This is a genomic window from Vibrio sp. B7 (assembly GCF_963888765.1).
Taxonomy (GTDB): domain Bacteria; phylum Pseudomonadota; class Gammaproteobacteria; order Enterobacterales; family Vibrionaceae; genus Vibrio; species Vibrio anguillarum.
In genome coordinates this window covers 44,918-63,096 of sequence record NZ_CAWPKR010000002.1, presented here as the reverse complement: position 1 = coordinate 63,096, position 18,179 = coordinate 44,918, and the positions used below count along the sequence as shown (strand labels likewise).

The window sequence follows — 18,179 nt, the reverse complement described above, 5'->3', positions numbered from 1 at the left end:
TATGGTTATGACTCCATTTATCGCTGCTACTGGACTAACAAATCCACACCTTCAGACTCTGCTTCCTCGTTTGTTGCGCAAACGCGCACGTTTTGAGCCGCTGTGGCAAACGCTGTTTACACCTGATGGTGATTTTTTAGACCTTGCTTGGAGTGATGATTGGCGCTCAGAGCGAGTACAAAATAAACCCCTATTTATCTTGTTTCATGGCTTAGAAGGCAGTTTTCATAGCCCTTATGCCAATGGCTTAATGTACGCCTTCGCACAGCAGGGGTGGTTATCGGTCATGATGCATTTTCGCGGCTGTAGCGGCAAACCGAACCATCTGGCACGTGCTTACCATTCTGGTGAAGTTGAAGATGCACGCTTTGTGCTCGAATACATACGCAAGCAATGCCCGAATCGACCTATCGTGGCGGTGGGTATTTCTCTTGGCGGCAATATGTTGGTTAATTACTTAGCGCAATATAATCACGACCCGATCGTTAGCGCGGCAACCGTTGTCTCCGCTCCGCTCGATCTGTCAGCGTGTTCCACACGCATTGAACAGGGATTTTCAAAGGTTTATCGCGCTTACTTACTGACATCATTGAAAAAAAATGCACTAAAGAAACAGCATCTTTTGCATAATGAGTTAGGTATTTCTAACCATCAAATTAAACACATCAAAAAACTTTACGAATTTGACGATCTCATCACCGCGCCTTTGCATGGTTTTCAAGATGCGCAGGATTACTACCAGCAGTGCTCAGGCCTTTCAAAGCTGACACAAATTCGCGTGCCGCTACAAATCATTCAAGCGCAAGATGATCCCTTTATGACGGATGCCGTGATCCCCAAATTTTCCTTACCAGAGAACATCCATTACCGCTTATTTACCCAAGGTGGCCATGTCGGTTTTCTCAGCGGTAGCGCGCTTAAGCCTAAATTTTGGCTCGAAGAAGCACTTCCAACTTATTACGAAAACCTGCGTCACGGCAACCCTATTGACCATCAATGCAACGCATGATTAATCACATATCGCTTTAAATCGATACCCTTTTCTCCATGACAGTTTAAGAGGTCGTCATGCTTATTCCTTGGCAGCACATTGCGCCTGAAACACTGGATAATTTGATTGAAACGTTTGTATTACGCGAAGGTACTGATTACGGAGAGCAGGAAGTACCATTGCAGCAAAAAATCGAGCAAATAAAGAAACAGCTCGCAACAGGGGAGGCGATCATCGTCTATTCTGAGTTGCATGAAAGTGTGGATATTCAATTGCGTAAATAATTTCAGCTCAAAACAATCTACTCTTTTCGTGCTATATTGCAGCCATCGATAACAAGTACGTTACATACAGACAGGGTTTGTCATGTCAGCAAAACATCCAATTATCGCTGTCACCGGCTCGTCCGGTGCCGGTACAACTACGACCTCAGAAGCCTTTCGCAAAATGTTCAATATGATGAACATTAAACCAGCATGGGTTGAAGGGGATAGCTTCCATCGTTTTACACGGCCAGAAATGGATGTGGAAATTCGTAAAGCGCGCGAACAAGGGAAGCACATCAGTTACTTTGGTCCACAAGCCAATGATTTTCCTGCATTGGAAGAATTTTTCCGCCAATATGGGAAATTAGGCACAGGCCAAGTTCGCCGCTATCTACACTCTTTTGACGAAGCTGTGCCCTACAATCAAATGCCCGGCACCTTTACTCCTTGGCAAGATTTACCGGAAAACTCGGATGTGATGTTTTACGAAGGTCTGCATGGCGGTGTAGTCGATGGCGATGTAAACGTCGCGCAGCATGTCGATTTTTTGATAGGCATGGTGCCAATCGTTAACCTTGAGTGGATACAAAAGTACGTGCGTGATACTCGTGATCGAGGCCATTCACGTGAAGCGGTGATGGATTCCATCGTCCGTTCGATGGATGATTACCTCAATTACATCACCCCCCAATTCTCACGAACTCACATCAACTTCCAACGGGTACCGACGGTTGATACTTCAAACCCACTTAACGCCAAGGGCATCCCTAGTTTGGATGAAAGCTTCGTCGTGATCCGCCTGCGCGGCATAAAGAATGTTGATTTCCCCTATTTGCTCGCCATGATTGATGGCTCTTTTATGTCGCGCCACAACACCATTGTGGTACCGGGTGGCAAGATGAGTTTTGCGATGGAATTGATCGTCAGACCGATCCTGCAGCAATTGATTGAAACAGGTAAAATTGGCTAAGTGATCGGACAAGTTGACGGTTACTTTTCATACCGTGATCATGTGCACATTTTTGCTTAAAAAATCATGCCACTGACACGATTAAAATCAAGAAATCGTTTCTGAAAAAGGATACTATCCTTAACCGAAACACAAGTTAGCTTGCAGCATTTGGAAAGTGCTCTTATCCTAGTAAGCTTATTTTAGGCTTAGCTACAATATGGAAAGCGGCAAGCGTACCCTGCAGAGGAAGTGAGATATTATGGTTCTAGGTAAACCTCAAACCGATCCAACACTAGAGTGGTTTCTTTCACACTGTCATATTCATAAATACCCATCGAAAAGCACGTTGATTCATGCGGGCGAAAAAGCAGAGACGCTGTACTACATCGTCAAAGGCTCGGTAGCGGTATTGATTAAAGACGAAGAAGGTAAAGAGATGATCCTCTCTTACCTAAACCAAGGTGACTTTATCGGTGAACTTGGTCTATTCGAAGAAGACCAAGAGCGTACTGCTTGGGTTCGTGCAAAATCTCCTTGTGAAGTTGCGGAAATTTCATTTAAGAAATTCCGTCAGCTTATCCAAGTGAACCCAGACATCTTAATGCGTCTGTCTGCACAAATTTCTCGACGTCTACAAGTCACCAGTCAAAAAGTGGGTGATTTAGCCTTCCTAGACGTGACGGGTCGTATTGCACAAACGCTACTCAACCTAGCGAAACAACCTGATGCAATGACGCACCCAGATGGCATGCAAATCAAAATCACCCGTCAAGAGATCGGCCAAATTGTAGGCTGTTCTCGTGAAACTGTGGGACGTATTTTGAAGATGCTCGAAGAGCAGAATTTAATTTCTGCCCACGGTAAAACTATCGTGGTGTACGGAACTCGTTAATTTCAATCAAAATGATTGAGACTGAATGCATAAAGCCACCTTGGGGAACTCAGGTGGCTTTTTCTTTGGCGATATTTCGATACGAAAGTAAAAAGATGAGAGGCTATTGCATGTCTGTACTTTCAAATATCTTATCTGCAGAGGCCGCCACAAAACCGCTATAGAGTTCACCGTTAGCCATTGGATAGCGTTTGGCAAATTCATAGAATCCACCGGGAATCACCTCCACCCCTTCCGTAAATTGCACCGGTACTTTATCGGCCATGGTCGACGACTGCTCAAGCAGCACATCAGGTGTACCTTTCACTTCTCCACCATTTTCATTGATGGTAAAACCCGCTTGGCGTAAGTGATCATTAACCGCTTTCACTTCATTAAACGCCTGCAGTTGATTAACACTAACAGTGAAATGGTTTGCGCCATAGCCATGCGCCGCTAACCAAGCGGCATATTCACTCTCATTGGCAAGCTGCAAATAATCGCTGTAGCTTAGTTGCCACAGGCGACCGCCATATAAAAAGTCACTGCTGTTTAATTTATTGTTATCGACTTGATGTACCAGCTTCTCCACAATGGCTTGGAGCACAGGTGAGCACTCTTCCACTTTCAGCTCGCTTATGAATACTTTAGGCTGGGTCGGATCAGGGTGTTCATAGTGCTTCGCTACCAGCTTCTTACTTTCAAACACATAATCACCACAGGCAACGTAGCCTAAGGCAAGAAAAGGCTTAGCCAGCGTTTCAATACCTAATGGCGCAACATTGAAGGTTCGCAACGCAATATGGTCATTAATCAACGCTTCGTCTTCTTGAAGCAAGTGATGGACTTTGTCGGCAGAAGGGCAAAGGCGCTGAATGTAGTCATTCCATAATGATTGAAATAAAACGGTTGGCGTCATAACGCCTCCTTGTCTGTGCTCGGTTTAAACCATGCTAGTAGGCATGGGGTTTTAGATAAAGTTTACTGCTATAGCTCAACCCCAGGGCTGAGCGTGGCAGGCAGTTCAGTCGAACGACCTTCCATTGATGCCATTGGGTATGCGCAGTAATCGGCCGCGTAATAGGCGCTTGGTCTTAAATTTCCCGACGCTCCCGGCCCACCAAACGGTGCATCACCACTGGCTCCGGTTAATTGTCGATTACGATTTACAATGCCAGCGCGGATATGATCGACAAAGTAGTCCCATTCGGCATCATTGGTCGACACTAAGCCTGCCGATAAACCAAAGCGAGTTTCATTAGCCAGTTGTACCGCTTGCTCTAAGCTTTGGTAACGCACGACTTGTAACAATGGTCCGAAATACTCTTCATCAGGCAATTGGCTAACTGCGGTGACATCAATAATGCCCGGAGTGACAAACGCCGCCTGCAAAGGTGTCGCGGCCAGCAAGCTGACGCCACCCAAGGCGCGTAAATTGTCCTGAGCAGCAAGAATGAACTGCGCCGCCGCTTGTGATATTTGTGGCCCCATAAAAGGTGCTGGCTCAGCAAAGGGGTGATCAATACGCAATTTTTGAGTGGCACTGACCAGCTTTTCAAGCAATCGATCGCCTTCATTTCCCTCTGGAACATAAAGACGCCGCGCACAGGTACACCGCTGGCCTGCACTTAAAAATGCGGATTGAATAATGGTATACACTGCCGCATCAAGCTCGCCATACTGCTTAGAGATAACCATTGGGTTGTTACCGCCCATTTCTAAAGCCAGCATTTTCCCCGGCTGCCCAGCAAACTGGCGATGGAGTAAATGACCTGTATTGGCGCTGCCAGTAAAAAGAAGGCCATCAATGCCTTTGGCCTGAGCAAGCGCAATACCCGTTTCCTTCGCGCCCTGCACTAGGTTAAGTACACCCGCAGGTAGGCCTGCTTCTTGCCACAATTTCATCACAAACTCACCAGTCCACGGAGTCTGCTCTGAAGGTTTAAACACAACCGTATTACCCGCTAAAAGTGCAGGCACAATATGACCATTCGGCAGGTGGGCAGGGAAATTATACGGACCAAAAACCGCAAGAACGCCCAATGGACGATGACGCAATACCAGTTGATTACCCGCTGCTTCGCGTGTGTTTTCACCAGTGCGATCATGATAAGCTCGAATGGATATAGCGATTTTACCCGCCACCGCTGCCGCTTCAGTACGCGTTTCCCAAAGTGGCTTTCCTGTCTCTTTGGCGATGACCTGTGCAAGCTCTTCACTGCACTGTTTCACTTTTTCAGCGAAGGCTAATACATATTGCTCACGCTCAACAAAAGGACGTTTTTTCCACTCTATAAATGCGACTCTTGCCGCCGTTACCGCAGCTTCTACTTGCGCGGGTGTGGCGCTATCGCCCTGCCAAATCGTCTCATTGTTATAGGGACTAAGCGAAAGCATTGTCTCGCCTTGTCCAGCTAACCATTCACCTGCAATCCACTGAGTCATCTGTTAATCCTTACCTTCCAATGTGCCTATTTTACTGCGCCAAAATTCGAACAAAATCACCACTATCAACCAATAGAGCTTGCGCCACTTTAGGTGAGATGATCACCGTTTCCGTTTCGCGGTTATAAGCACCTTTTGCAGCAGTAGCACGAAAGTTTTCAAACGAGCTATTGCAGATAAGATAATCTTGCGAGCTTGAATGCTCGGCCACTTCCACTTTAGCTCGCACCGAGTGACGTACGGATTCGATATTGCGCAAATCGCACTCAACCGTTGGACCTGCATCAAAAATGTCTACATAGTTACGGCAGGTGAATCCTTCGCGCTCGAGTAGCGTTAACGCTGGACGGGTATTGTCATGCACTTGACCAATCACCGCCTGTGCCTCTTTACTCAATAAGTTGACGTAAATCGGCAGTTTGGGCATCAGATCAGCAATAAACCCTTTTTTACCAATGCCGGTTAAATAATCAGCCATAGTAAAATCAATCGAGAAAAAATGCTCTTGCAGCCATTGCCAAAAGGGCGAGTTGCCTTCGGCATCAGACACACCACGCATTTCAGCAAAGATGGTTTTAGAAAAACGATGTGGGTGTTCCGCCATCATCAGAAAACGGCATTTCGACATCAAACGCCCATTCAACCCTTGACGAAAATCTGGACGTAAAAAAAGCGTACAAATTTCACTGCATCCAGTGTAGTTATTGCCAAAAGTAAGCAACTTGACGGTATTGTTGACCTTCAGCTTAGGCGACGAATGCACTATCGTGCTGATGTGATAAGAATAAAATGGTACGTCATGGCCAATCGATGCCTCAACGCCAGTCGTCCCTGCTACCTCACCGGTTTCAGAATCAAAACCGACCATCAGGTAACCTTCATCTCCTGGCTCTGAGACGTCGGGTTTAGCGAAGCTGTATTCAGAATGAGTAATACGGTTGGTTAAGAGCTTTTCATTCACGGGTAGTGATGTAAACCCGTGACCGGATTCAATAGCGCATGTGTGTAGCGCATCGTAGTCCGACATTGCGATAGGGCGAACAACTAGCATCAATACTTCCCTCCAGATGCTTGAAGTGGCCCAAGGCATCCTACCTTGGGCTGCTAGGCTTTTTCACTACATGAGTGATGCAATAGCTTTATCTAATCTTGCTAAGCCTTCTTCTATTTCTTGTTTGGTGATCACTAATGAAGGCGTCATACGAACCACGTTCATACCCGCAACCAACACCAGTAAACCTTGCTTGCCCGCGGCTTGTAGGATATCGCGAGCGCGACCTTGCCACTGCTCATTTAATGCCGCGCCAAGCAGTAGACCTTTACCACGGATTTCACTAAAAATGTGGTACTTCTCATTAATGTTAGCCAATCCTTCACGAAAGAGCGCTTCACGCTCTTTCACGCCAGCCAAGGTTTCTGGCTGGCTAACCACATTAACTACCGCTTCTGCTACCGCGCAAGCCAGTGGGTTGCCACCATAAGTCGAACCGTGAGTGCCCACTTTAAAATGCGCGGCTAATTCGTTTGTGGTGAGCATAGCGCCAATAGGGAAGCCGCCACCGAGTGATTTCGCGGTACTTAAAATATCCGGCGTGACGCCCAATCCTTGATAAGCATAGAACTCACCAGTGCGGCCATTACCGGTTTGCACTTCATCAAAGATCAACAGGGCGTTGTGCTTATTGCACAATTCACGCACGGCTTGGACAAACTCAGCAGAAGGCGACACAATGCCACCCTCGCCTTGCAAGGGTTCCATCATTACCGCACAAGTGCGATCAGAGATGTGTGCTTGCAACGCTTCAATATCGTTATACGGTAGGTGGGTAACATCCGCAGGTTTAGGACCAAATCCATCGGAATAAGTCGCTTGCCCCCCGACCGTCACTGTAAAGAAAGTGCGGCCGTGGAAGCCTTGGTTAAAGGCGATGATTTCTGATTTTTGTTCACCATGGACATCAGCGGCCCAGCGACGCGCCAGTTTGAGCGCCGCTTCATTAGCTTCCGCGCCGGAGTTAGCAAAAAACACCTTTTCAGCAAAACTGACTTGCGTTAATTTTTTCGCCAAGCGCAAAGCAGGCTCATTAGTCATCACGTTACTGAGATGCCACAACTTATTGGCTTGCTTGGTGATCGCATCAACCATCGCCGGATGGCAATGGCCCAAACAACTCACTGCAATACCGCCAGCAAAGTCGATGTATTCATGACCCTGTTGATCCCACACTCGAGAGCCCTGCCCTTTAACTGGAATCATTTCCATCGGGTTATAACAAGGGACCATCACCTCATCAAACAGACTGCGATCTACACTATTTTCCACTGTCATTACACATTCCCTCTTGATACCGCATGCCAAGCAGATTGCGATCTTCCTATTAAACGCTTGAGTGGAAGATATTGTTTTGCTTTTTAGCTAATGCAGCATTGTATTTACAAATTATTAACCATTTCAATAGTGATTTATTCTTTTAGATCGGCAGAAGTACCGATAATCGTCACTACTTATGATTATTTATGCATTAAGTCACCTCTTTTATGAAGCACTTTTTTATAAATAATATAAATAAGTACAACAAGGCCTTGAGGCGACAAGCCATCCCTCATTCCAACAGGATGTATGGTGCATAATATTGCAAAGATAAAAAACAGCAGAAATGATGAGGAAAATGTTAAGAAAGGTGATCGCAGTCCGGTTGAGAATGGTTCAACGGCGCAAAAAATTTGCGAGCAGCTGATGGCCCTGTTCTGTTTTAATTGATTCAGGATGAAACTGCACGGCATCAATTGGCAGTGTTTTATGTTGGTAACCCATGATTTCGTCCATCGAACCATCGGCCTGTTGAGTCCAAGCGGTGAGCTCAAAACAGTCCGCAAGAGAATCGGCTTTGACCACCAACGAATGGTAGCGAGTAACGGTTAACGGGTTATTGAGCCCTAGAAAGAGGCCACGGTTGGTGTGTTGGATCGGTGAGGTTTTACCATGCATCACCTTTTTGGCTCGCACCACTTGCCCGCCAAACACTTGCGCAATGGCTTGATGCCCAAGGCAGACTCCTAAGATAGGAAGTTTACCCGCAAAATGTTCAATCGCTGCCAGTGAAATTCCCGCCTCATTCGGCGTGCAAGGCCCAGGGGAAATCACCAGATGCGTTGGGCTGAGCGCTTCAATGCCAGCGATATCGATTTCATCATTACGCACCACCGTCACTTGAACTCCCAGCTCACAGAAGTATTGGTACAAGTTGTAGGTAAACGAATCGTAGTTATCGATGATAAGTAGCATGTGAATTAAAACGCTCTGGGTAAAAGTCAGCGAGAGGCGCTATTGTGCAATACTGGTTTGGAAAGGCAAGAAGTTATCGATTCTGTGCTAAATACACGATTTTCACATTCGTTCATTATGTAGCCAGTTCGGTTGTGATCATTATTTTACTTGCTCTCATTTGAAAGTAACACTTCTCATCGCATGGTCGAATAAGAGAACGGAAACAACGATAAAATAAATCTATCCCATAGTTAATGATCGATAAAAATAAAACCAAGTAATCCGCTTACTTGGTTCTTCATTCTTATTTCCTAAAAATGTCGTTTATTTAAGCAGGGCTTTCTTGTAAATGCTCACTACTTGGTTGTTTGTTATGAGGCTGCCAAGGAGAATTTACCGAATAAGGCTGACGCACCGCTAATTCTGTTTCGGATAACACGCCATAACGAAGTACGGTGTGGTTATTCACCAGTAATATATCGCCAAGTTGTAAATCAAACACATGCTGTACTTGTGAACGTTCAAGAATAGGAGTTAAAGCATTGGCTACTTGATTGATATTGTCAATTTCAGTCGACGACGATATATGCTTCGCCAATGATGGGCTCCAGCGTAAATTCATTCCCCAATCCCCCGACATAATCACAGGATAAGTAGCCGTATCATCGTACTGCACAATGGTATTTTTCAGCCAACTACTTGCTTGACCATTAAGACACAATGCAGCCAGTGAGGCATCGAGTAAGTTAACCTTCAGCGGAGCAGATGAACAGTAAATCGCCCATTCATCAGGAGTCATGTCAGCATAAGAATAGCGACGCGCTATGCTCGTTGACGGTGTTTTGAGCCCGTACCAACTGGGCTCTGCTAATGCACTACTCCGAACATATTCTTCCGGAAGCAGAGCATGATTTCCGGCAAACCACGAAGACCAAAATGAAGCTTGAGGCAACGGGCCAAAGCCTTTTAAACAGACAGCAGAGAACGCCTTCACCAATTGGCTCACTTGAGCCTGCGGTAGCGCGGTCAGTGAGCATCCATGGTGTGACTCTAACGTCAGGCCAAACTGCTCTGTTTGTAGAGTGGCTTTTACCTCACGCATCAACTGTGCCTCGTTAGCGTCTTCGATATTGAAACGCAGTAAACACCACAGCGTTCCTTGATGCATTACGGGAATAATCACGCCTTCACGTTGTTTGTGGTTGGCCTGCGTATCAATAATAAATTCTCCGCGGCAAGCATCAAATAAGACACAAGTATGCCAAGGTGTCTTAAACGATCGCTCATCAAAAAGAAACAGCGAATATTTTTTGCCTTGCATTGGGTGTTCATGAATGCTGAGACGAATAGCGTGGCTCAAATGAGTATTGAGGAAATTATCGAGTGCACGTCCTTGCACCATCATTCCTTTAGCCATAAGGGCTAGTCGCTCACGTCGTTTCTTATAACTCAGCGGAGCAAGCGCATATCTCTGATCTTGATGCATGAATTTTTTCAAACCCAGATAGGTATGGTGCATTGCATTATCATGCTGTTTAAGACGTGCAAAATCACGCTCATATTCCGCATCACCAAAGCGCTGCTTTAATCCATTGAAATATTGATATTCATTTAAGTCATCAAACGCAGAGAAGTGCTCAAAGTTTATAATTTTGAGACAATCACTGGCGTTCATATTTTCCACCATATTCCGTAATTCATCAGAATAAGTGTAGTGATGTTCTAAATCGACATTAATATAATCAGAAAATGTATGATAATCAGAAAAAATGTAAAACATCACTCCTGGAGAATATACAGATTGAATATCACGAATGGCATTAACAAATTTTTGTAAAACTCGATATTCACCCAAGTCAGGCTTATAACCTAATACCTTATCTAGGTTATTCGTTTTACATGGAAAGGCGGGTAGTAATAATGTAATGACTTTGTTTTCAATGACACACTGAGCTATCTGCGTTTTTAACTTCTGATACCCAGTAAAAGTGGCGTCTGTTTGTGCTAATAATTGGTCTAATAAAATAAAAGCAATATTATCCACACATTGCTGCTGTTGATGATCAAGCATAGTGTTTCCTTATTAAAAGCGAAGACCATTGACGGAATGATGCAGAACCCTCGGCCTTCACTCTCGGTTAAAAAGTTTATAGGCCAGCTAACAGTTCAGCCGCGTGCGCAAGCGACGCGAAAGCCGCAATATAACCATCAGGGCGGATCAGTAAAGCCTGCCCCTGGTAGAATGAACTCTCACTCCAATACTGCCCAGGCTTCGCTTGATCGTACAGATGAAGGCAACGCACAAACGGAGGAATTTCGGATGGTAACTCCGCATCGCCAGTCAACAGAAGCGTAAAGGAGCGGTAATCTAGCCATTGATAAAAGCGGCAACTCTGCTGATCGCTATGCATTTCAAAGTCATACACTCGAGAACCGTTTAAGCCACCATTGCCATACCCAATGCCCATACCTGTGATGTTACCAGCTCGCTGTTCAACGATTTGTACATAGTCCTCCGCATGGGTTCCTCGTTCTGAGTATTTAGTTGCACGCACCAATGCACCAGAGCTTTCAATCACACTGCGAGCCACTGGTTGGCGCTCAGCCTGATAACTGTCCAGCAGCGTAGGTGATGCCTGACCACGCAACACCATGTTGAGCTTCCAGATCAAATTGAACGCGTCAGCAACTCCGGTATTGAGCCCTTGGCCGCCATTGACCGAATGTATATGGCAGGCATCTCCTGCTAGAAAGACCCGTTGCTGGTGGTCATACCGTTCTGCAACAGACTCCTTAACCGAGAAATAAGAAAACCACTCAACCTGCTTAAACGTCAGTGAATGCGGCGACATTGCTCGGTTAATGCGCGCAATAACCTCTTGCTGAGTAAACTCTTCGGTGTCCATACGGATATAAAAACGATCCAAATCACCTTCACGTGGAATCCAGGCGACATCTGACGTCTCAGCCTGAAATACGATGATTTCTGGCACTTTCGGAAAATCTGACTCAATAACACCATCAATCACCGCCCAGATAATTTCTGGTCTCTCGATTTCAAATGGAATCGAAAAATGCTGACGTACAAAAGAGCGCCCACCGTCTGCACCAATCACGTAACGTGAACGAACTCGCTCGCCACTGCTCAGTTCCGTCACGCAGCCTTGCTCATCAACAGTGATATCGACCACAGATAAACCACGGCGCACGGCCGCGTTCTGCGCTTTGACTGCGCTATCTAACGCTTTTTCAATATGTGCTTGCCCCAACATCAGAAAGTGAGGATAGAAGCAGCCTTGCAGCGCTGTCCACCAATGAGACTGGCGTGACAAAAATTGACCATTAGCCCATACCGAACTTGTATTACAGGGTTTGCCTTGCACGTAAAGTGGCTCAAATAAGTCAACGATATCAAGTAACTGCAGAGTTCGAGCATTAAGCGCATCGGCCCGTCCGACCACCAGTGGCCCATTAGATTTATCAATAATTTGTGAGTTCAGACCGCAGCGCTGCGCTAAATAGTGGCACATAAGCCCAACAGGGCCTGCTCCAACGATCATAATATCAGTGTGGCAATCACTCATCGGTAAGACTCCAAACTTGGGTTATCAAACGGTGGATCGCTTAGCACCTGAACTCGACGGATATGACGTGGGGTATGCGATAAAAAGCTTTCTCGACCATGCAGTAAGTTAAAGTTATCCGTAATGACCACATCATCATTTTGCCACTCGTGAGCATAAAAATGACGAGGGTCATACAGTGCGTCACGTAAGCTACGGTGGAACTCAGCTATTTGCTCACTATCAATGCCACTAAAGGTCACATTTGGTGGGTTTAGCAGATCGCCACGTTCAGCGAAATGCGGTTCGGCGTAACGAATGACCTCGTGTGAGAGATAGGGATGTTGAGCAATAATGGGAGAAATGGTGTGACTGCAATAGAACTCCATCTCTCGCTGGTAGTGCCCCGTGACTTTTCGCCACAATGAGCGCTGCTGTTCGGTTGCGTTCTGTAGCGCCTTGCTTGTATGAGTGAAGGTCGTCCGGCCGCCTTGTGCTGGCAATGGCGCCTGAACACATTGAAATATCTGATATTCAGGCACTTGAGGACGGAACATGCCATCCCAATGCAGCGGCATATAGCTACTATCAAAAATATGGTCCTTTGGCTGATCTTTTTGAATTAGATCTAACACTTTGCCAAATGGCCAAATACTGATCTCTCCCCATTGCTCGCAATATTCCGCAAATTGCTCGGCCTGTTCAAAGGCTTTAAATCCACGTATCAATACCAACTGATGCTCAATAAATAGTTTACGCAGTAGTGCTATTGGTACTTCGCTAATGGGAATTTTTAATCCATTTGCTTCTATTTTTACTCCAAAAGGGTGGAGCTTCGTGACCTGATAATTCATCACCCGTTCCTTTAAATTAATTTTTAATAAAACGTTAGAAATAAAACAACATTGCATCCATCATTTTCGAAAATTCGGTTGGATAATATTAAAAATATTCACACAATATTGATATTTATAAGATTGACATTGCTAATTTAATTATTAATCCCAGTTTATTTAGGAATAGATATCTCAATAGTGCCATCATTCAGAAGAAATTTATTATTTGCCCGTATTTAAAGGAAACCAAAATGGTTTATATCTCTCTAATTAGAGCTGTCATTATTTGATGAATGACAAAGGTTGACTAGATAACAAAACAAGAACGAAAGGTTACCAATAAGGGAACAATTATGTTGAGTGAGTTAAAACGTATTGCCATTTTTAATAAAGTGGTTGAATACGGTTCGTTTACCTCGGCTGGTGAATCGTTAGGCATAGCAAAATCGAAAGTGAGCGAGCAAGTTAGCTTGCTAGAATCACATCTTAACGTACGTTTACTGCATCGCTCTACCCGTAAAGTTAGCCTAACGACTGAAGGGCACGCATTTTATCAACATACCAATGGCCTCTTACCGCTGGCAGAAGACGCGCTACGGGCCGTCCAGCATTTGTCTACCGATGTGGCAGGCGTGATTAGGATCGGTACAACCATTGATGTCGGCAGCTATATTTTAAGTCCGCTGATTTCAACATTTTCTGAGAGTTACCCCAATGTGCTGTTTGATATTCAACTCGAAGATGGTTTACAAGATCCAGTAGCCACACAATTAGATGTGCTGATCAGAATGGGTGAACTGACATCTTGCTCAATGGTTGGCCGCGAATTAATGCCTTTTAAAATGGGGATATACGCCAGTAAAAAATACTTAGCTAGTGCACCTTTATTAAGGAAACTACGAGATTTAGAGCAGCACCCATGGGTTGCGTTAACTTTATTGAATCTTCCTCAAGATAAAGTCACGCTAATCAATCCAAAGGGAGTGAGATGCGACATCAAAACCCGCCCTAAACATATCTGCAATGCGCCGCTTGGTGCGATGTCAATGGTACAACAAGGCATGGGGATCGGCTTGATTGCCAATTTTCTCGCTGACGAAATCAATGATCCTAACCTCGTCAGGCTTTTTCCAGATTATTATCTATCAGATAACACCATGAACATTCTTTACCCGAGCCGTCACCACCTTGCGCCACGAGTAAGGCTATTTATTGATTATTTAATTGAAAAAATCCGAGCGTGAGCAAAACAAAAACGCCCCGTCAGTTAACGGGGCGCACTTTAAGCCTTAACGACGACGTCGCCACATACCAAAGCCGAGTAATGAGAAGAGTGCTCCTAGGCCGAATGAACCGCCGTAGATGTTCAGTTCTAACACGGCAGGATCATGATCAGATGCGCGGAAATGATCTTGATATTTAGGTAAATCACCTTTGAATTCACTGTTGTAATCAAACAGTGTCGATTCACCGCCGTTGATATGCCAATCGGTCGCATCCACCACTTTGCCTTTCAAACTTTTGCTGACCAGCAAATGATCCAGTGCGCCAACTTCATCATTAAATGAGTAACTCCAGCTCTCTGGGTGTTTTATGGCCACGGCGTTAAGGTACCCATAATTGTGAGTAATCAACGCGCCATCATCACCAAATTGAGGAGTACCTGCAATGTAAGTATTACGTGCCGCACGAATGGTTTTGCCATACTTCTCTGGGCTGTAGTCCGTCAATACGAGCATCGGGTCTTCCATACCGTAAGAGTTCATATCACCCAAAATGACTTTATGCCCTTTTATTTTTTGTAACGCTTCACCTAAAGCAACTGCAGCTGCGACACGGAATTGTTCACATGCACCTTGAAAATCAAGATCTTTGCCGCCTTGCCCACCTTGTTCAACTGGTGCGGCATCTTCCCAACATGCCGAGCCTTTGGATTTTAGATGGTTAACCACGACGGTAATTTTCTCATTGCCACCTTTAACTTTGAAGGTCGGTGCAAGCGTGTCACGCTGGTAATTTTTACCATCTTCAATCACTTTACCTTTGTCATCCAACACTTCTGGTGCTTGTTGGCTTGGCATTGGAATTACACGATTCTCTGTCAACTTCACTACTTTTTCACGATAAATCACTCCTGTGGTGATCACATCCGTGCCAATAGAATCAAGTTCATCGGTCACACCATCATTATTTGAGTCAATCGCGACAAAACGGTAATGCTTTTTCTTATCCGAGATCTGGCTGTTGATCTGATTGACCAATTGCGCAATCGCCGAACCTGCACCGAAACCGTTATTCTCAATTTCCATCAAACCGACAATATCGGCATCCAAACGTACAATCGCATTAACGATCTTCGCTTGCTGCAATTCAAATTCTGCAAGGTTATTAGCACCACGATTATCACCATGCTGATTTGCATCACCGCCAAACGGCGAGTTGAAATAGTTAAGCACGTTGAATGTGGCAATGCGCAGATCGCCTTCATCGATATCCGGTTTCTCGCTGCGAGGATCATTGCGCACGAAATTCTCTTGGTTGAGCGAATTGGTCACAATCAGACGATATTCGTTGTAACCGTATGAGAGCACACCTTCTAAACCTATGATGCTGTCATCAATGCGGATGTAATCTTCCGTCGAACCATTTTGATCAATATCACTGCGACCAAACTCTGGGTAGTACGGAATTTGGCCATCGGCGGCTTTCGCATCTGATTCAATAAACAAGCGGCGCTGCGCGTTTTCGATGCTCTGCTGTTTGGCTTGCTCAGAGCCCGCAGCGAATAGCTGGTTCGGTTGCATGTTAATACGACCTTGCGCTAACACCATGTTATTGCGACGAGAAGCATAGTCATAACCAAAGGTGCGCGTCACACGCATATCCAGCTCTGGTGTGGTTTTTACCAACATGCCTTCATAACGCTCTAATGTGTGCTCAAAGTTCTCATCGGTGGGCAAAATCTCTATCGCGGTCGCTTGTGGAGCCTCTTGCTCACCTTGCTTTAGCCATTGGTTGTTTTCGACTTTAAGCTGTGTGAGGTTGTAATATTCCTGTACTTTACCTTTCACACAAACCACATCTCCCGGTTTTAAACTTGAACTTGATTGATCGGTAAAAACAAACAAACCTTCAGAGGTGTTTAAGTTGTAATCATCTTCCAACGCTTGCAGATAAAAACCTTTAGTCAATCCTGTGGTAATGGCACTCACGACACCTTTGACAAAATATTCTTGGTCGGTGATGTAAGGGTAGCCACTAATAAAAGGAGAGGTTTGCCCTTCACCTTGGATCGCTTGAATAGAGGTAAAGGTGGGTTCAGATCCCTCTTGAGTACAGGTAAATTCAGCCGGTGGCTCAACGGCATCGAGTGCGCCTAACCCTTCAATATTATCCTTGGTTAGCGCGCTCCACTGCGCAGCTTGATAAGCCGCTGAGGGCGTGAGGCTATCGCTATTACGCACTAAAGTGGTGTCCTTGCCCCAGTTAATGCCGCCCATCACTCCCAACACATCATGTACGCTACCATCACTGTTTAGCAGCGCCACCGGATCATCACCGTTAAAATTAATCACCGAGCCATCATTTTCATCACTCACCGCTTGGATAGCACTATTGGCGCTGGCATGAGAAATCACTAACACATCGTTCGCGGCAATTACTCGCCCAGTCAGGGGCAACTGTGTATCCCAGTTCCCACCGCCATTGCTTGATTTCGCTAAAATGAAATTGTCTAAACTGACGGATGCATTGCTAGTGTTAGCAATTTCGATGGCCTTATTGAAGCTGCTGCCTTCTACATACTGAGAAATAATAATCTCAGCTTGAGCTGATACAGCCAATGTGGAGCTTATCGCCGCAGCGAGTAATGTTCGGCCAAAGGGTTTAATTCGTGTCGATTCCATTGTTCACCTCTTTCCCTGCTCTGTAACCGAAGTGGTAAGCAAGGTGTTGTAAATCACGTTTATAAAGGGGATTGATTCCATTTGCGCGTACAGTGTTGTGTTTTTAAATGAAAGATAAAAACATTCACCATTCATATCGAGATCAACATCGCATAGCTAGAGCAAATACTTGAACTAAGCGCAAACTTTCAACAAAGAAGGTAAAGGGGGTTTTCGACAGTGATATTGCAGTGAGGTGAAAAGTCTTATTTTTCTAAAAAGAAAAGCAAACAAGGTGCTCCGTACACGACAAACACCTTAGTTTGATTATTGTGGCTGGCTAAAAGAGAGGTAGCGATCAAAGACCGCCTGCGCGCGACCAGTTTGCTGCGCATCGAGAAAATAGTCATTAAGCTGATTTAACAGCGGCATCGAATTTTCTAAGCTACGGCGAACTTGCACGTGGTACGGCTTGTTTCTAGCGAGAAAATGATGAACGATTGGCCGATCAATTTTATATAGACCCAACTGAATTCCACCATAAATGGGTTCAATTTCACTCACAAACCAATCACACCGCTCTTTTTGCAGCATATTCAACGCTTGCTGTACGGAATTTAAATAGAGAGAGGGTTCTCTAGACAGTGCAAAATTCTCATAATTAAAGCCATTAACTCCGCATAATACGCCATCAACGGATGGGTCTTTTAAATCTTCATGGTTGTCTGGCAGCGTAAAATAACCGAGTTGAATTGTATAAAGCGGGACCGAAAAATAGCTGTACTCAGCCCTTTCTGCACGATAACTTGCATCCCATGTCAGATCGCAGCGACCGCGCTCTTGCGTCAGTTCATGCTGGACTCGCGCCCAAGGCATAAAATAAAACTGGTAATCGATGTTGTGAGATTTTAATGCGTCCAACACCAGAGTTGTGGCTGAGCCAGTCAAGGAATCGGCTTTTTCTTGATACGAGCTTCCCTGCCAATAGGTGAACGGGGGCCAAACATTCACATCACCAACACAAATACGAACTGGCTCTGCGGCGGCGGCACTACAGATGAACATCAATCCTAATAACAGCAGTCGTCTCATGTTCAAAACTC

At 45.2% G+C, this 18,179-nt stretch carries 15 protein-coding genes; 5 read left to right on the top strand and 10 right to left on the bottom strand.

Translation table 11 applies throughout. The features are described from left to right. Position 1: 1 nt before the first annotated feature. From AACV32_RS01150 to crp, 4 genes are all read left to right on the top strand, one after another. A complete protein-coding gene (locus AACV32_RS01150; protein ID WP_170888839.1) occupies positions 2-1,009 on the top strand; it encodes a hydrolase in 1,008 nt (335 codons plus the stop codon). Between the two features lie 59 nt (positions 1,010-1,068). Beyond that, on the top strand, positions 1,069-1,275 hold the full coding sequence (locus AACV32_RS01145) for a YheU family protein (protein WP_010318743.1): 207 nt from the start codon (positions 1,069-1,071) through the stop codon (positions 1,273-1,275). 82 nt (positions 1,276-1,357) lie between these two features. Beyond that, positions 1,358-2,227 (top strand): phosphoribulokinase, encoded by an 870-nt coding sequence (locus tag AACV32_RS01140; protein WP_010318742.1) that lies wholly within the window; start codon positions 1,358-1,360, stop codon positions 2,225-2,227. Between the two features lie 241 nt (positions 2,228-2,468). Then, positions 2,469-3,101 (top strand): cAMP-activated global transcriptional regulator CRP, encoded by a 633-nt coding sequence (gene crp, locus AACV32_RS01135; RefSeq protein ID WP_010318741.1) that lies wholly within the window; start codon positions 2,469-2,471, stop codon positions 3,099-3,101. Positions 3,102-3,204: 103 nt separating this feature from the next. Here the strand turns inward: crp and AACV32_RS01130 are convergent, their stop codons facing one another. The 8 genes from AACV32_RS01130 to AACV32_RS01095 form a co-directional block, all read right to left on the bottom strand. Then, on the bottom strand, positions 3,205-3,999 hold the full coding sequence (locus AACV32_RS01130) for a DUF1338 domain-containing protein (RefSeq protein ID WP_170895581.1): 795 nt from the start codon (positions 3,997-3,999) through the stop codon (positions 3,205-3,207). 68 nt (positions 4,000-4,067) lie between these two features. Further along, the gene (gene astD / locus AACV32_RS01125; protein ID WP_170895580.1) at positions 4,068-5,525 is read right to left on the bottom strand and encodes a succinylglutamate-semialdehyde dehydrogenase; all 1,458 of its coding nucleotides are present in this window, start codon (positions 5,523-5,525) and stop codon (positions 4,068-4,070) included. Between the two features lie 31 nt (positions 5,526-5,556). Then, positions 5,557-6,576, bottom strand: coding sequence for an arginine N-succinyltransferase (gene astA / locus AACV32_RS01120; RefSeq protein ID WP_026028416.1), 1,020 nt, complete (start codon positions 6,574-6,576; stop codon positions 5,557-5,559). Between the two features lie 66 nt (positions 6,577-6,642). Beyond that, positions 6,643-7,854 (bottom strand): aspartate aminotransferase family protein, encoded by a 1,212-nt coding sequence (locus tag AACV32_RS01115; protein ID WP_026027324.1) that lies wholly within the window; start codon positions 7,852-7,854, stop codon positions 6,643-6,645. A gap of 378 nt (positions 7,855-8,232) precedes the next feature. Beyond that, complete coding sequence (locus AACV32_RS01110; RefSeq protein WP_010318736.1) at positions 8,233-8,811, bottom strand: aminodeoxychorismate/anthranilate synthase component II; 579 nt, start codon at positions 8,809-8,811, stop codon at positions 8,233-8,235. A gap of 310 nt (positions 8,812-9,121) precedes the next feature. Further along, the gene (locus AACV32_RS01105; protein WP_170895579.1) at positions 9,122-10,864 is read right to left on the bottom strand and encodes an L-tyrosine/L-tryptophan isonitrile synthase family protein; all 1,743 of its coding nucleotides are present in this window, start codon (positions 10,862-10,864) and stop codon (positions 9,122-9,124) included. Positions 10,865-10,940: 76 nt separating this feature from the next. Further along, positions 10,941-12,377, bottom strand: coding sequence for an FAD-binding protein (locus AACV32_RS01100; protein WP_170895578.1), 1,437 nt, complete (start codon positions 12,375-12,377; stop codon positions 10,941-10,943). After that, positions 12,374-13,210, bottom strand: coding sequence for a TauD/TfdA dioxygenase family protein (locus AACV32_RS01095; RefSeq protein WP_170895577.1), 837 nt, complete (start codon positions 13,208-13,210; stop codon positions 12,374-12,376). The genes AACV32_RS01100 and AACV32_RS01095 overlap by 4 nt, the downstream gene beginning before the upstream one ends. Before the next feature lie 335 nt (positions 13,211-13,545). On the opposite strand from AACV32_RS01095, the gene AACV32_RS01090 reads away from it, so the two are divergent. Further along, a complete protein-coding gene (locus AACV32_RS01090) occupies positions 13,546-14,436 on the top strand; it encodes a LysR family transcriptional regulator (protein ID WP_017046755.1) in 891 nt (296 codons plus the stop codon). A gap of 45 nt (positions 14,437-14,481) precedes the next feature. On the opposite strand, the gene AACV32_RS01085 is transcribed toward AACV32_RS01090, so the two are convergent. Both AACV32_RS01085 and AACV32_RS01080 read right to left on the bottom strand, forming a co-directional pair. After that, positions 14,482-17,097, bottom strand: a complete 2,616-nt coding sequence (locus AACV32_RS01085; protein WP_170895576.1) for an ExeM/NucH family extracellular endonuclease — start codon at positions 17,095-17,097, stop codon at positions 14,482-14,484. A gap of 306 nt (positions 17,098-17,403) precedes the next feature. Continuing rightward, complete coding sequence (locus AACV32_RS01080; RefSeq protein WP_088718007.1) at positions 17,404-18,168, bottom strand: substrate-binding periplasmic protein; 765 nt, start codon at positions 18,166-18,168, stop codon at positions 17,404-17,406. Between the last annotated feature and the right edge of the window lie 11 nt (positions 18,169-18,179).

Bases quoted from the DNA above. Each gene is read 5' to 3' on its own strand.
- AACV32_RS01090 (WP_017046755.1), top strand. From the start codon at position 13,546: ATGTTGAGTGAGTTAAAACGTATTGCCATTTTTAATAAAGTGGTTGAA.
- AACV32_RS01140 (WP_010318742.1), top strand. From the start codon at position 1,358: ATGTCAGCAAAACATCCAATTATCGCTGTCACCGGCTCGTCCGGTGCC.
- crp (WP_010318741.1), top strand. From the start codon at position 2,469: ATGGTTCTAGGTAAACCTCAAACCGATCCAACACTAGAGTGGTTTCTT.
- AACV32_RS01095 (WP_170895577.1), bottom strand. From the start codon at position 13,210: ATGAATTATCAGGTCACGAAGCTCCACCCTTTTGGAGTAAAAATAGAA.
- AACV32_RS01145 (WP_010318743.1), top strand. From the start codon at position 1,069: ATGCTTATTCCTTGGCAGCACATTGCGCCTGAAACACTGGATAATTTG.
- AACV32_RS01150 (WP_170888839.1), top strand. From the start codon at position 2: ATGGTTATGACTCCATTTATCGCTGCTACTGGACTAACAAATCCACAC.
- AACV32_RS01115 (WP_026027324.1), bottom strand. From the start codon at position 7,854: ATGACAGTGGAAAATAGTGTAGATCGCAGTCTGTTTGATGAGGTGATG.
- AACV32_RS01130 (WP_170895581.1), bottom strand. From the start codon at position 3,999: ATGACGCCAACCGTTTTATTTCAATCATTATGGAATGACTACATTCAG.
- AACV32_RS01105 (WP_170895579.1), bottom strand. From the start codon at position 10,864: ATGCTTGATCATCAACAGCAGCAATGTGTGGATAATATTGCTTTTATT.
- AACV32_RS01110 (WP_010318736.1), bottom strand. From the start codon at position 8,811: ATGCTACTTATCATCGATAACTACGATTCGTTTACCTACAACTTGTAC.
- AACV32_RS01085 (WP_170895576.1), bottom strand. From the start codon at position 17,097: ATGGAATCGACACGAATTAAACCCTTTGGCCGAACATTACTCGCTGCG.
- astD (WP_170895580.1), bottom strand. From the start codon at position 5,525: ATGACTCAGTGGATTGCAGGTGAATGGTTAGCTGGACAAGGCGAGACA.
- astA (WP_026028416.1), bottom strand. From the start codon at position 6,576: ATGCTAGTTGTTCGCCCTATCGCAATGTCGGACTACGATGCGCTACAC.
- AACV32_RS01080 (WP_088718007.1), bottom strand. From the start codon at position 18,168: ATGAGACGACTGCTGTTATTAGGATTGATGTTCATCTGTAGTGCCGCC.
- AACV32_RS01100 (WP_170895578.1), bottom strand. From the start codon at position 12,377: ATGAGTGATTGCCACACTGATATTATGATCGTTGGAGCAGGCCCTGTT.